Origin of the sequence: Micromonospora sp. NPDC057141, from assembly GCF_042670805.1 — a bacterium.
Lineage (GTDB): Bacteria > Actinomycetota > Actinomycetes > Mycobacteriales > Micromonosporaceae > Micromonospora.
On record NZ_JBHUVA010000010.1, the window covers coordinates 87,584 to 101,221 of the forward strand.

At 72.2% G+C, this 13,638-nt stretch carries 10 protein-coding genes and 1 pseudogene; 3 read left to right on the forward strand and 8 right to left on the reverse strand.

Features of this window, described 5'->3' with window-relative positions; translation table 11 throughout:
* Window positions 1-44 precede the first annotated feature (44 nt).
* From ACFT41_RS09335 to ACFT41_RS09365, 7 genes are all read right to left on the reverse strand, one after another.
* Complete coding sequence (locus ACFT41_RS09335; protein ID WP_377581765.1) at window positions 45-1,058, reverse strand: ABC transporter ATP-binding protein; 1,014 nt, start codon at window positions 1,056-1,058, stop codon at window positions 45-47.
* The gene (locus tag ACFT41_RS09340; protein ID WP_377581828.1) at window positions 1,051-2,079 is read right to left on the reverse strand and encodes an ABC transporter ATP-binding protein; all 1,029 of its coding nucleotides are present in this window, start codon (window positions 2,077-2,079) and stop codon (window positions 1,051-1,053) included. The genes ACFT41_RS09335 and ACFT41_RS09340 overlap by 8 nt, the downstream gene beginning before the upstream one ends.
* A gap of 26 nt (window positions 2,080-2,105) precedes the next feature.
* Entirely contained in the window at window positions 2,106-3,089 is a 984-nt protein-coding gene (locus tag ACFT41_RS09345; RefSeq protein ID WP_377581762.1) for an ABC transporter permease, read from the reverse strand.
* A 75-nt stretch (window positions 3,090-3,164) separates the two neighbouring features.
* On the reverse strand, window positions 3,165-4,091 hold the full coding sequence (locus tag ACFT41_RS09350; RefSeq protein ID WP_377581759.1) for an ABC transporter permease: 927 nt from the start codon (window positions 4,089-4,091) through the stop codon (window positions 3,165-3,167).
* 148 nt (window positions 4,092-4,239) lie between these two features.
* On the reverse strand, window positions 4,240-5,880 hold the full coding sequence (locus tag ACFT41_RS09355) for an ABC transporter substrate-binding protein (protein ID WP_377581757.1): 1,641 nt from the start codon (window positions 5,878-5,880) through the stop codon (window positions 4,240-4,242).
* 640 nt (window positions 5,881-6,520) lie between these two features.
* Window positions 6,521-7,216 carry a response regulator gene (locus ACFT41_RS09360; RefSeq protein WP_377581826.1) on the reverse strand — a complete coding sequence of 232 codons (696 nt, stop codon included), beginning with the start codon at window positions 7,214-7,216 and terminating at the stop codon, window positions 6,521-6,523.
* 2 nt (window positions 7,217-7,218) lie between these two features.
* A complete protein-coding gene (locus ACFT41_RS09365; RefSeq protein WP_377581754.1) occupies window positions 7,219-8,457 on the reverse strand; it encodes a PspC domain-containing protein in 1,239 nt (412 codons plus the stop codon).
* Between the two features lie 222 nt (window positions 8,458-8,679).
* Here ACFT41_RS09365 and ACFT41_RS09370 point away from each other — a divergent pair, with 222 nt between their 5' ends.
* The 3 genes and pseudogenes from ACFT41_RS09370 (at window position 8,680) to ACFT41_RS09380 (ending at window position 12,387) form a co-directional block, all read left to right on the forward strand.
* Window positions 8,680-10,470, forward strand: a complete 1,791-nt coding sequence (locus ACFT41_RS09370; RefSeq protein ID WP_377581751.1) for a PspC domain-containing protein — start codon at window positions 8,680-8,682, stop codon at window positions 10,468-10,470.
* Window positions 10,467-10,691 (forward strand): annotated as a pseudogene (locus tag ACFT41_RS09375) (hypothetical protein); the annotation flags it as partial. The gene ACFT41_RS09370 and the pseudogene ACFT41_RS09375, both read left to right, overlap by 4 nt.
* Window positions 10,692-11,133: 442 nt before the next feature.
* Window positions 11,134-12,387 (forward strand): phosphatidylserine decarboxylase, encoded by a 1,254-nt coding sequence (locus ACFT41_RS09380; RefSeq protein WP_377581748.1) that lies wholly within the window; start codon window positions 11,134-11,136, stop codon window positions 12,385-12,387.
* Window positions 12,388-12,445: 58 nt separating this feature from the next.
* Here the strand turns inward: ACFT41_RS09380 and ACFT41_RS09385 are convergent, their stop codons facing one another.
* Entirely contained in the window at window positions 12,446-13,366 is a 921-nt protein-coding gene (locus ACFT41_RS09385) for a CDP-alcohol phosphatidyltransferase family protein (protein WP_377581746.1), read from the reverse strand.
* Between the last annotated feature and the right edge of the window lie 272 nt (window positions 13,367-13,638).

Consider the following 13,638-nt stretch of genomic DNA (forward strand, 5'->3'; position numbering starts at 1 on the left):
GGACGCCGGCAGGCGGTCGGGTGTCGCTGGTCAGCCGGGGAGGCTCACGCCTCGTGGCTGGCGACGATCTCGCGCGTCTCCGCGAAGTGGCAGGCGCTCGGGTGGTCCGAGCCGGAGCGGATCTCCAGCAGCGGGACCTGCTCGGCGCAGACGTCCTGCGCCTTCCAGCACCGGGTGCGGAACCGGCAGCCCGAGGGCGGGCTGATCGGCGACGGCACGTCGCCGGTGAGCCGGATGATCGCCTTCTGGTCGCGCAGCGTCGGGTCCGGCACCGGCACCGCCGACAGCAGCGCCTGGGTGTACGGGTGGGTGGGGCGCTCGTAGATCTCGTCCTCGGTGCCGATCTCGACGATCTTGCCGAGATACATCACCGCGACCCGGTCCGACAGGTGCCGGACCACCGACAGGTCGTGGGCGATGAAGACGTACGACAGGCCGAGCTCGGCCTGGAGCTTCTCCAGCAGGTTCATCACCTGGGCCTGGATGGACACGTCCAGGGCCGACACCGGCTCGTCGCAGATGATGATCTCCGGCCGCAGGGCCAGCGCCCGGGCGATGCCGATGCGCTGCCGCTGGCCGCCGGAGAACTGGTGCGGGTACCGGTTGATGTGCTCCGGGTTCAACCCGACCAGGTCGAGCAGCTCCTTGACCTTGTCCCGCCGGCTGCCCTTCGGGGCCACCTCGGGGTGGATCTCGAACGGCTCGCCGATCAGGTCGCCCACCGTCATCCGCGGGTTCAGCGAGGTGTACGGGTCCTGCATGACCAGCTGGATCTGCCGGCGCAGCCGGCGCAGCGCGCCGCCGGAGAGCTTGGAGATGTCCTGGCCCTTGTAGTACACGCCGCCTGCGGTCGGCCGCTCCAGGTTCATCAGCACCCGGGCCAGCGTCGACTTGCCGCAGCCGGACTCGCCGACCACGCCGAGCGTCTCGCCGGCCTTCAGCTCCAGCGAGACCCCGTCGACGGCCTTCACGTGCCCGGTGGTCTTCTTGAACACCACGCCGCGGGTGACGGGGTAGTGCTTGACCAGGTCACGGACCTCGAGGATGTGCTCAGTCACGGTTCACCAGATCCTCAGCGAAGTGGCAGGCGCTGGCGCGGTCGGCGCCGATCTGCAGCAGCGGCGGCAGCTTCTCCCGGCAGACCGGCTGCGCCATGGGGCAGCGCGGGTTGAACGGGCAGCCCGGCGGGATGTTCATCAGGTTCGGCGGCAGGCCCTTGATCGTGCGGAGCTGCTGCCCCCGCTCGTCCATCCGCGGGATCGAGTCGATCAGGCCGATCGTGTACGGGTGCGCCGGCTTGGCGTACAGGTCGTAGACGTTGGCTTCCTCGACGATCCGGCCGGCGTACATGACCGCGATCCGGTCCGCGACGTCGGCGACCACGCCGAGGTCGTGGGTGATCAGGATCAGGCCCATCTGCCGCTCGCGCTGGAGCTCGGCGAGCAGGTCCATGATCTGGGCCTGCACGGTCACGTCGAGCGCGGTGGTCGGCTCGTCGGCGATCAGCACCTCCGGGTCGAGCGCCAGCGACATCGCGATCATCGCGCGCTGCCGCATGCCGCCGGAGAACTGGTGCGGGTAGTTGCTGAACCGCCCCTTGGCGTTCGGGATCTTGACCTGGTCGAGCATCTCGATCGCACGCTTCTTGGCGTCGGCGCGGCTGAGGCCGCGCCGGATCCGGAACTGCTCGGCGATCTGGAACCCGACGGTGAAGACGGGGTTCAGGGCGGAGAGCGCGTCCTGGAAGATCATCGCGATGCCCTCGCCGCGGATGCGGCGGCGCTCCTCGGCGGACATGGTGAGCATGTCCTTGCCGTGGAAGCGCACCTGGCCGCCGGTGACGAAGCCGGGCGGCGTGTCGAGGATGCCCATGACGGTCTGCGCGGTGACGCTCTTGCCGGAACCGGACTCGCCGAGCACGGCGAGGGTCTCCCCCGCGTCGACGTGATAGGTGACGCCGTTGATGACCTTGGCAACGCCGTCGCGGGTGCGGAACTCCACCCGCAGGTCCTCGACCTCCAGGAGACGACCCGAGGGGCGGCCGGATCCGTCGGCGCCCGGCTTGGACTGCTCGGTCACGAGAATGTCGGACAACTCAATCTCCCCTAGCGCAGTTTCGGATCGAGGGCCTCGCGGACCGCCTCGCCGAGCATCACGAAGCTCAGGACGGCGGTGACGAGGAACGCGGAGGGGAAGAAGAGCAGGAAGGGCGAGACCCGGATGTAGTTCTGCGCCTCACTGATCATGATGCCCCAGGAGACCACCGGGGTCTTCAGGCCGATGCCCAGGAACGACAGCGTGGCCTCCGCGCCGATGAACGAGCCGACCATGATCGTGCCGTAGACCAGCAGCGGGGCGAGGCAGTTCGGCAGCAGGTGCTTGAGGATGATCCGGCCGGTGCCGGCCCCCAGCGCCCGGGCCGCGACGATGTAGTCGGCCTCCTTGGTGGCCAGCACCGAGGAGCGCATCAGCCGCATCACGACCGGCCAGCTCAGCACCACCAGGGACATGATGACCAGGCCCATGATCTGCCACTCGTTGTTGCTGGCCCCGGCCCCGTTGAAGGTGGTCAGGATGACGATCGCGCCGAGCACGAACGGCAGGCCGAAGAAGATGTCGGCGAAGCGGGAGAGCAGGGCGTCGACCCAGCCGCCGGCGTAGCCGGCGATCATGCCGATGGTGCCGCCGATCAGCAGCGTGCCGATGGTGGAGATCAGGGCCACCACGATCGAGGCGCGGGCGCCGTAGATCGTCCGGGCGAAGACGTCGCGGCCCTGCACGTCGTAGCCGAACCAGGCGTCGGCCGACGGCTCGACCCGGCTGTTCGCCAGCGCGCCGTTGACCGCGTCGCCGGAGGTGAACAGCGACGGGAAGGCCGCCATCGTCACGAAGACCAGGATGAGAACCGCGGAGATCCAGAACAGCGGCTTGCGGCGCAGGTCGCGCCAGGCGTCGCCGAGCAGGCCGCGCGGCTTCTCCCTGCGGGCGTTCTCGGGCAGGCCGGCGTCGACGGGCGCGCCGGAGCCCGCCTCGGTGGACATGGTGGCCGGCGGGGTCGAGACGATCGATGCGGTGCTGGGGTCACTCATGCCGCCACCTCGCTGCGCTCGGTGCCGGGGCGGTGGCCCCGACACGCTGCGTTCTTGACTCGTTCGCGACGCTGCTCACTCATAGCGGATCCTCGGGTCGAGAGCGGCGTAGAGCAGGTCCACCAGGAGGTTCATCAGGAGGTAGACGAGCACCAGGACCACCACGATGGAGACAACGGTAGCGCTCTCCTTGGTGACGATCGCCCGGAGCACGGCGCGGCCGATGCCGTTGATGCCGAAGATGCCCTCGGTGACGATCGCGCCGCCCATGAGCGCGCCGAGGTCGGTGCCGAGCAGGGTGACGACCGGGATCAGCGAGTTGCGCAGCAGGTGGACGCCGACGACGCGCCGCATCGGCAGGCCCTTGGCGATGGCGGTGCGGACGTAGTCGGCGCGGCGGTTCTCGGCGATGCTGGTGCGCGCCACCCGGGCGACGTACGCCGTGGACGCGCTGCCGAGGACGAAGCCGGGCAGGAGCAGCTCGGTCAGCCGCATCTCGCTGGAGACCGTCGGGTTGACGATGCCCCACTTCACGCCGAGCAGCCACTGAAGGACGAAGCCGACGACGAAGACCGGCAGCGCGATCAGGAAGAGCGTGGAGACGAGGACCAGGTTGTCGAGGAAGCCGTTGCGCCGCAGGCCGGTCAGGACACCGGCGGTCAGGCCGATGACCGCCTCGATCGCCAGGGCCACCACGGCGAGCTTCAGGGTGTTCGGGTACGCGGTGGCGATGATGTCGCCGACCGCGCGGTTGTTGAACGTGATGCCGAAGTCCCCCTGGAACAGGTTCTTCATGTAGGTGGCGTACTGCACCCAGATCGACTCGTCGAGCTGGTACTTCTCGGTCATGAAGTTGATGTACGAGTCCGGGCACCGGCGGTCGCCGCACTTGCCGGCGAACGGGTCGCCCGGCACGGACCAGACGAGCCAGTAGATCAGGAACGTCGTACCGATGAAGACCGGGACGAGTTGCAGCAGCCGTCTCAACAGATAACGGCCCATGAGGGGGTCCTCCTGACAGGGGGCGCGTCGGACGACCGCCGACACGGGGTGACGTCAACGTGGCGGGGAGTGTGGTGCACCCCTCGCGGAACGGCCCCGGGCCGGACCCACCGGTAGGTGAGCCCGACCCGGGGTCAGACCGTACGGATCAGAGCTCGACCGAGGTGATGTCGAGTTCGCCGACGTTGCTCAGCTCCATCTTCTTGATCTTCTCCGAGTGGCCGGACTGCTGGCCACCGAAGTAGATCGGCATCGACGGAACGTCCTGGTCGATGAGCTTGACGGCCTCGGCGAACTTGGCGTGCGAGGCGTCGAGGCTCGGCGCCGAGCTGGCCTCCTTGGCCAGGGCGTCGACCTGCTTGTTGCTGTACAGACCGTCGTTGGAGGAGCCGCCGGTCACGTAGAGCGGGTTGATCCAGTTCTCCACGTCCGGGTAGTCCTGCTGCCAGCCGGCGCGGTAGGCGCCCTTCATCTTGTGGGCGTTGATGTTCTGGCGGAACACCGCGAAGGTCGGCACGCCCTCGGCGCGGGCGTTGATGCCGAGGTTGGTCTTGACCTGCTGCGCGACGGCCTCCATCCACTCCTTGTGGCTGGCGTCGGCGTTGTAGTACATGACCAGCTCGCCCGTGAAGCCGCCGGCCTCGGCGAGCAGCTTCTTGGCCTCGTCCACGTTGAACTGGCACGCGGTGCAGTTGCCCGGCGCCGCGCCCGGGGTCAGCGGGTTGGCCCAGCTGTCGGCCGGCTTCCGGTTGCCGAAGAAGATCTTGTCGGTGATCTCCTGCCGGTTGATCGACAGCGAGATGGCACGACGCAGCTTCGGGTTCTGGAAGCGCTTGTCGTAGATCGGGAAGGCGATGATGCCGGTCACCGGGGTGGTCGACGAGATGGCCCGCTCACCCAGATCCGACTTCCACTTGTCGCCCGCGAGCGCGGCGACCGGAACCTGCTGCATGAAGTCGAGGTTCCCGGAGACCAGGTCGCTGTACGCGGCCGTGTCCTCCTGGTAAATCTTGATGTTGACGTCCTTGATCTTCATCTTGTCGCGCAGCTGGTAGTCGTCGAACCGCGTCAGCTTGATCGCGACGTTGTTCTCCCAGGACACGAACTTGACCGGCCCGTTGCCGATCGGCTTCTTGCCGAACTCCTCGGCGCTGCCCGCGAAGAACGCGTCCGGCAGCGGCATGAAGGTGCTGTAGCCGAGCTTGGTCGGGAACACGGCGGTCGGCGCGGCGAGCGTGACCTCGAAATTCCAGTCGTCGACGACCTTGAGGCCGGACATCTCCTTGGCCTTCGGCTCCGGGGCCTTCTGCGGGCCCTCGGGGCCGTCCGGGTCCGCCGTGTTGACGTCCTCGAAGCCCGCGATGTCGGCGAAGAAGCTGGAGTTCTGCGCGCCGTTCGGCGAGTAGGCGCCCCAGTTCCAGGCGTCCACGAAGTTCTTGGCCTTGACGACGGTGCCGTCGTGGAACTTCGTGTCCTGCTTGATCTTGATCTTGTAGACCTTGGAGTCGGCCGTCTCGATCGACTCGGCCAGGGCGTTCTGCGGGGCACCACCGTTGTTGGGGTACTCGACCAGGCCCGTCCACATCCAGTCGATGATCTTGCCGCCACCGGTCTCGGTGGTGTTCGACGGAACCAGCGGGTTCTCCGGCTCGGTGCCGTCGACCGTGATCGCGCCGTCCGCGCTGGTGGCGTCGCCACCCTCTCCGTCGCTGCTGGAGCAGCCGGACGCGACGAGCGCGAAAGCCGCGCCCAGCGCGATCGCGCCACTCGCCCGCTTCGAGACTCTCATTCCGAGGGGCCTCCTCTTTCTAACCTGTTCCGTCGTGGGTTTCACGCACGCATGGGGGTGACACCGCCGGCGGTCGCAACCACCGACCGCCGGCTACCGCAGAAAATCGGGACACCCCTGATGTACCGATCCGCCGGGCCGCCCGCACCGTACCGGATTCGGCTCCCGCGCAGGACTCGACGACCACGAACCGTGACTTCTCGACACATCCGTGGCTGCGCGACCGTGCATGGGCGCCTCACACCGGGGGTGAGGTGCTGCAACTGTGACACCCGCCGGCCCGTTACGTGAAGGTGCCGTTATCAAGCCGTTAGTTGCCCGCAGTGCGGCCGATACTTGAGAAACGATCTTGAAACAAGTCGCCCGCACCCCGCCGAGCAGCCAAGATACAACCGTCCTTCGCGTTCTGCCCAACGCCCACGCCCCGCCTGTGAGCTTCCCCGCCCCACCCTGCGGACACGGCGGGGCAGGACGGGCGCCCGACACGTCCGCCCATCCGGTGGAGGTGGCCGTCGACCACCCGGGGAACAGCACCGACCGAGCGGGGGATGCGGGTGGAATGACCAGACTCACAGTTACGCTGCGTCACACCCGCCGGCGCCCAGGACCGTCGCCCGGGCCCGGCCGGACAAGGAGTCGATCACACCAGGCGGCGGTCCGCAGCCCAGCGCGACAATTCGTACCGATTGGACATCTGGAGCTTGCGCAGGACGTTCGACACGTGCGTCTCGACCGTCTTGATCGAGATGTAGAGCTCCTTGGCGATCTCCTTGTACGCGTACCCCCGGGCGAGCAGGCGGAGCACCTCGCGCTCCCGGTTGGTGAGCTGGTCCAGCTCCGGATCGGCCACCGGGGCGTCCGGCCGGGCGGCGAAGGCATCCAACACGAACCCGGCCAGCCGGGGGCTGAACACGGCGTCCCCGTCGGCCACCCGGCGGATCGCGGCGGCCAACTCGTCCGGGGAGATCGTCTTGGTGACGTAGCCCCGGGCGCCGGCCCGGATCAGGCCGATCACGTCCTCGGCGGCGTCGGAGACGCTCAGCGCCAGGAAACGCACCTGCGGGTGGGTACGCCGCATCGCCTCCAGCACCGCCCGGCCCCCGCCGTCGGGCATGTGCACGTCCAGCAGCACCACGTCGGGGGTGGTGGCGGCGATCCGGGCGACCGCCTCGGCCACCGTGCTGGCCTCGCCCACCACCTCGACGTGGACGCCCAGCTCGGCGCGGACCCCCGCGCGGAACATGGCGTGGTCGTCCACGAGAAAGACGCGCAGGCGCGCAGGCACGCCCGCCTCGCCCGCCGCACCCTCGACCGGTCCGGTCGGCTGCTCGGCCATGGTCATCGCGTTCCTTCCGCCGTGGACTGGTCGCGGGAGATCGGCAGGATCAACCGGACCTCCGTCCCCTCACCCGGCTCGGAGCGGATCTCCGCCCGGCCGCCGTGCCGCTTCATCCGCCCGACGATCGACCCCCGGACCCCGTGCCGGTGGTCCTCCACCGTATCCGGATCGAAGCCCTTGCCCCGGTCCCGGACGAAGACGCTCACCTGCTCCGGTTCCACCTCGGCATACAGCGAGACCGTCCGTACCCCGGCGTGCCGGGCCGCGTTCACCAACGCCTCCCGGGCCGCCGCGACCAGCGCGCCGACCCGCTCGTCGGTGGCCCGGTCGCCCACCACCACCGCCTCCACGGTGATGGCGAAGGTGTCCTCGACCTCGGCCGCCGCCTGTTCAAGGGCTGCGGCGAACCGCTCCGTCGGGGAGGCGGTCGGCTTGTAGAGCCAGTTGCGCAGCGACCGCTCCTGCCCGCGCGCGAGCCGCTGCACGGTCGTGGTGTCGGCGGCGTTGCGCTGGATCAGCGCGAGGGTGTGCAGCACCTGGTCGTGCACCATGGCGGCCAGCTCCGCCCGCTCCTGCTCGCGGATGCGGCCCTCCCGCTCCGAGCGGAGCTGGTTGTACGTCCGCCAGAGCACCGGGGCCGCCACCACCCCCACCCCGGCCAGCCCCACCAGCGCGAAGATGACGCCGTTGACCACCGAGTCGAAGTTCTGCGCCGGTGAGTAGACCGCCGCGACGCCGATGATGCCGACCGCGACCAGCACCCCGCCGCCGATGAACCGCAGCACGAACGCGCGCCGGTCGTTCTCCTCGATCACCACGCCGAGCCAGGGCACCGGCATCCTCTCGTCCCACTGCCGGCGACGTTCCGGCGCGGACTGGTGCCAGATCACTCCGGCCCCCACCGCGATGATCGCGACCAGCCAGCCGGCGGTGCCCGCCGCGCCGACGGAGTCGAAGAGCACCGTCTGGAGCACGAGCACCACCAGCCCGATCGCCACGAACGGCAGGAGCTGGCCGAGATCCCGGCGGGCCGGGACGGCGGTGTCACCGGGCCGCAGCGGGACCACCGCCCAGAAGGCGGCGTACAGCAGTAGCCCGAGCCCGCTGAGGCCGAGCAGCACCATGAACGCGACCCGCACCCGGACCACCGAGATGCCGAGGTGGTCGGCGATGCCGGCGGCGACGCCGGCGGCCATCCGGCGCTCGGGCGCCCGGTAGAGGCGGGGTGGTTGGGTCACGGCGCTGATCGGAGGCTCCCTGCTCGGGCGGGGCGCACGCCGGCCGATGTGCGGCGCGGGCGCGGGCGCACGCCGAGGGCCGGCGACGCCGATCCGATCGTCACACGCCACGGCCGCCGGGGACCACGGGGAACGCCCGGACATCCCGGACGGCCGGATCTCAGGGTGCGGTCAGGGTCGGTTCCGGAGGTCTCTCGCCGCCCGCAGCAGCAGGATCGAGGCATGACCGAGGAAGCTGCCCCGCCGCCCCGCCCCGGGACGGCGCCCCCGGGCGGGCCGCCACCGCCCACACCGCCGACCCCGGCGGCCACCACGCCCCCCGCCTGGACCACGCCGACCACCTTCGGCCCGACGACGCCAGCGCCGGGCGGCACGGACGCGACCGCCGCGCCGGGCACGGAAGGCACGACCGCGCCACCGCCACCGCCCGGGAGCGACGGTCCGGGGGCTGGCAGCCCACCACCCGGGGGATACGCGGCCCCGCCGCCCCCGCCGCCCGAGGGTGCCGGCTTCACCTCCCGGTACGGGCTGGTCCGGCCCCGCGAGGGGCGCTACCTGGCCGGCGTCTGCGCGGCGATCGGCCGGGCCACCAACACCGACCCGGTGCTCTGGCGGGTGCTGCTGGCCGTGCTGGGCTTCTTCGGCGGCATCGGCATCCTGGTGTACGTCACGGCCTGGCTGATCATCCCCGGCGAGGGCGACACCGCCTCCCCGGTCGAGTCGATGCTCGGCCGGGGCCGGTCCAGCATGTCCCCGGTCACGGTGATCGCGCTGAGCATCCTGGTCGCGGTGAGCTTCGGGTACATCGTCACCGACGCGTTCCGGGCGGTGCTGCTCGGCGCGGCCATCCTGGTCGGCGGCGCGCTGCTGCTCAAACGCGATCACGCCGCGGCGGGCCGGGGCACGGCGGGCCAGGGCCCGGGCCCCGGCGCGCCCGCCGCCGCCCCGCCGGGGTCGGTGCCGCCGGTCGCCTGGCCCGCGCGGGGCCCGATCATCCCGCCCGCGCCCGGCCTGTTCACCCCGCCCACCGGCCACGGGGCCGCGCCCCGGACGCCGCCGGCCGGCCCCGGCGTCCCCGGTCAGCCGTCCGGGGCGCCGCTCGCGGGGCAGCCCGCCGGGGTCCCTGCGGGGCAGCCGTTCGGGACGCCGTTCCCCGGGCAGCCCGCCGCCGGGTGGGCCGCCCCGACCCGTTCCCCGGGCGGGGCGACCGCCGGGCTGCCGGGCTGGCCGCCCACGCCGGCCCCGCAGGCAGGCTCCCCTGCCCCGTTCGGTTACCCGCCGGTCGCCGCGCCCGCGCCGCCCGGCTACCGGCCGCCCTTCGCCCCGCACGGCCCGTACGCCCAGGGGCCGCAACCGGTCCCACCGACGCCGCACCCGCCGGCCAGGCCGCCGAAGCGGCCCAGGGAACGGTCCCCGCTGGGTGCCGTGACCTTCTCGCTGATCTTCCTGGCGCTCGGCGTGGTGGCCGTGCTCGACCTGCTGGACGTGGTCGAGGTGGGGGCGGCGGCATACTTCGCGGCGGCCCTGGCGACCATCGGGCTCGGCCTGCTCGTCGGCGCCTGGTTCGGCCGGGCGCGGTGGCTGATCGCGCTCGGGCTGGTCACCGCGGCGGCCCTCGGCGTCGCCACTGTCGCCGAGTCCTACGACCGGGTCCGGGGCGTGGACGGGGACGTCACCTGGGCCCCCACGGACCGCCGCGACCTGGCCGACCGGTACGAGAACAACTTCGGCGACGCCGTGCTGGACCTGCGCGCCGTCGACTTCGACAAACAGGAGACCCAGATCACCGTCGCGATCAACTTCGGCAAGGCGACCGTGGTGGTGCCGCCGAACGTCGACGTCACCACGATCGCCGACGTCAACGCCGGGGACGCGACCATCTTCGGCAACCGCTCCGGGGGCCTGGACGGCCGGCTCCGCGAGACCACCGACCTCGGCGCGGACGGTCCCGGCGGCGGGAAGCTGCGCCTCTACGTCCACGTCAACGCCGGAGACCTGGAGGTGACCCGGTGAAGGCGCACCGCACAGATGTCGTGTCGCTCGGCTTCGGCCTGTTCTTCGTCGCACTGGCCGCCTGGTGGCTGCTCGCCCAACTGCTCGGCCTGGCCCTCCCCCCGGTCGGCTGGTTCCTGGCCGGCGGGCTGCTCCTGATCGGCGCGCTGGGTCTGGTCGGCGCGCTGCGCTCCGGCCGGGGCAACCAGGCGGCCGGCCCGCAGGGGGCCACTCCCGAGGCGGCACCGGCCGCCGAACCCGAGGCCGATGCCGATGCGGGGGCCAGGGCCGAACCCGAGGCCGAGGTCCCGGGTGCCGAGCGGGCCGACGAGTGGCCGACCGCCGCCGTCTCCGGCAGCCTGCCGGAGGCGGTCGAGGACCAGCCGGTCAGCGGCGGCGGGGCGCCCCGTGGGGACGGGCGGGCAGGCGGTTGACCGCTGCGGTGCCGGCCCCGGCGGAGGGCGCATATGCTGGCCGTGGAGATCTCGCCTCCGCCGGCCGGCCCACGCCGCGGGCCTCACCCGCGACCGAGCCGCCGGGCCGCCGACGACCGGGCCGTGTCGCGGGGCCTCGCCCGAGCCCCGGCCGCCCGGTCGGCGGGCCCGTCCGCGGTCGACCCCGACCGGTTGGCCGTGGCGATCCCGCCGCGATTCCCGTCTCTACCCCGTCAGGAGCCCGTCCGACATGACCCAGTCCCCCGCCGTGCGCACCTCTGGCCGGCCCGGTCCGGTCCGCATCGGCGAGCGTGCCGCCCGTACCCTCGTCACCGAGCTCGCCCGGCGCAACGACCCGAAGGCCGCCCTGCTGGTCGGCGCGACCCCGGACTCCGCGGTCCTGGCCGCGGCGATCGACGCCCTGCTGCCCGGCGACGCCCTCACCGTCGTGCCGGCCGCGTCGGCGACGCCGGCCGCGCTACGCGAGCACGTGACGGCCCAGGGCCGCTGGGTCGCCGACCGGGTACGCGTGGTGGACTCCCTCGCCGAGGCCGACGCCGTCGAGGTGGTGATCGCCGCCGAGCCGCTCACCGGCACCGCCGACGAGGCCCGGACGACCGTCGACGGCCTGGCGAAATATCTGGCCGACGGGGCGGTGCTCAGCGTGGCGGTGCCGGCGACCCCGGCCCGGACGGCCGGCGCGGCGGCCGAGCTGGAGCGGCAGGGCGCCCTGCACGGCGTCGGGAGCGACCTGGTCCTGCGCAACTCCCCGCCGGTGCGGGTGCACCGGCTCCGGTTCACCCCGGCCGACGCGGCGATCGCCGCGCGCCTCGCCCCGGCCCACCGGCCGTCGAGCGTACCGCTCACGCGGGGCATGCACATCGACTCCAACGGGGTCGCGGCGGCCGGCATCACCCTCGGCCTGGCCGCGCTGACCCGCCTCGCCCGCCCCAAGTCGAAGCTCTGGCTGCTGCCGGCCCTGGCCGCCGCCCCGGTGGCCGCGTTCTTCCGGGACCCGCAGCGGGACGTCCCCGAGGACCCGTCGGCCGTCGTGGCCGCCGCCGACGGGCAGGTGCTGTCGGTGCAGCGGCTGCACGACGAGCGGTTCGGCGACGGCGAGTGGCTGCGGGTCGCGGTGTTCCTGTCGGTGCTGGACGTGCACGTCAACCGCTCCCCGGTGGCCGGCAAGGTGGTCGACTACTTCGTCGCCGACGGCGGTTTCGTCAACGCCATGAAGCCGGACGCCGAGCACAACGTGGCGGCGTACACGGTGCTGGACACCGCGCACGGGACGGTCGTCGTGGCGCAGCGCACCGGGCTGATCGCCCGGCGGATCGTGCAGCGGGCCCCGATCGGGGCGCTGCTGGCCCGGGGCGAACGGTTCGGGCTGATCCGGTTCGGCTCGCGCACCGACGTCTACCTGCCGGCCGACGCGGCCGACCCGCTGGTCGGGCCGGGCGACCGGGTGGTCGGCGGGTCCACGGTCGTCGCCCGCTGGCGCTGACCCGGGCACGACGAAGGGGCACCGCGGTCGCGGCGCCCCTTCGTCGTCGAGCGTCGGCTCAGGCGGCGCGGCGCTGGTGCAGCCAGAGCACCGGGCCGCTGACCAGGTATCCCACCACGATCAGCGCGAAGGTGAGCCGGATGTCGACCAGCGCGCCGACCACCGGGGCCAGCCAGAGCCACGGCGGCAGCTTCACCAGCCGGGCCAGCTTCGCGTACGGGAAGCTGGAAACCATCGCGAACGCGAGCAGCGCCACCCCGGCGATCTGCACGAGGCCGGGCAGCGGCAGACCGAGGGCGACGGTCAGGGCCAGCACGGCCGCGGCCATCGTGGTCGGCACTCCGCAGAAGAAGCGGCCGTCCTTCGGCGAGACGTTGAACCGGGCGAGCCGGATCGCCGCGCAGGCGGCGACGAGCGCGGCGGCGACCGCGGCGGCGCCGCGCGGGGCCTCGCCAGCGAGCGAGGCGTAGACGACCACGGGGGCGGCCAGGCCGAAGGAGCACATGTCGGCCAGCGAGTCCATCTGGGCGCCGAACGGGCTGGCCACCCCGAACCGGCGGGCCAGCGCGCCGTCGAGCCCGTCGAACGCCACGCAGGCGATCAGCAGGAGCGCGGCGAGGCGCACCTCGCCCTGCATGGCCACGAAGATGGCGTTGATGCCGAGCACGAGGCTGGCCAGGGTGCAGGCGTTGACCAGCGCGAACTTGGCCCGGCGGGCCGTCGTCCGCGCACCGGGCAGCAGCGGGATCGACATCGACTCCGCGTCGTCGACCGGGGCGCTGGGGCCCACGGCCGGGCTCACCGGCACGACCGCCTCGACCTCGGTGCGCTGGTAGCGGTCGAGGCCGTACCGGCGGCGCTGCCGGTCGAGGTAGCGGTGCTCGGGCGAGGCCAGGTCGGCCCCCGTCGCGGCGACGCCGTCGCGGCGCCCCACCCGGACGAGCAGCACCTGGCGGGCGAACGTGCTGCTGCGGCGCAACGGGCTCGCCCAGCGACGCCCTGCGGGGCGCGGACTGTCAGTCGTACGACGCCGGCGCCATGGGGCTCTCGGCACGTTTCCTCCATCACCGGATCGGGCTGACCGCCACGAGGGCGGGTGTCCGGCTGTCTCGTGCCGGACCGCTTCTGGCCCGGCAGCCGTCAAAGCGGAGTACACCATTGCACAGGGGTAGGGGGCTTGGCGATAGCTGCCGGCGGACCTTATATCTCCGTTAACCGCGCTAATCGCCTCTTTTGTTCCCATCTCGGGCC

What these genes read in the sequence shown, in the direction of transcription:
- ACFT41_RS09355 (WP_377581757.1), bottom strand. Translation starts at nt 5,880, where the DNA reads ATGAGAGTCTCGAAGCGGGCGAGTGGCGCGATCGCGCTGGGCGCGGCT.
- ACFT41_RS09370 (WP_377581751.1), top strand. Translation starts at nt 8,680, where the DNA reads ATGACCGAGGAAGCTGCCCCGCCGCCCCGCCCCGGGACGGCGCCCCCG.
- ACFT41_RS09380 (WP_377581748.1), top strand. Translation starts at nt 11,134, where the DNA reads ATGACCCAGTCCCCCGCCGTGCGCACCTCTGGCCGGCCCGGTCCGGTC.
- ACFT41_RS09350 (WP_377581759.1), bottom strand. Translation starts at nt 4,091, where the DNA reads ATGGGCCGTTATCTGTTGAGACGGCTGCTGCAACTCGTCCCGGTCTTC.
- ACFT41_RS09360 (WP_377581826.1), bottom strand. Translation starts at nt 7,216, where the DNA reads ATGGCCGAGCAGCCGACCGGACCGGTCGAGGGTGCGGCGGGCGAGGCG.
- ACFT41_RS09345 (WP_377581762.1), bottom strand. Translation starts at nt 3,089, where the DNA reads ATGAGTGACCCCAGCACCGCATCGATCGTCTCGACCCCGCCGGCCACC.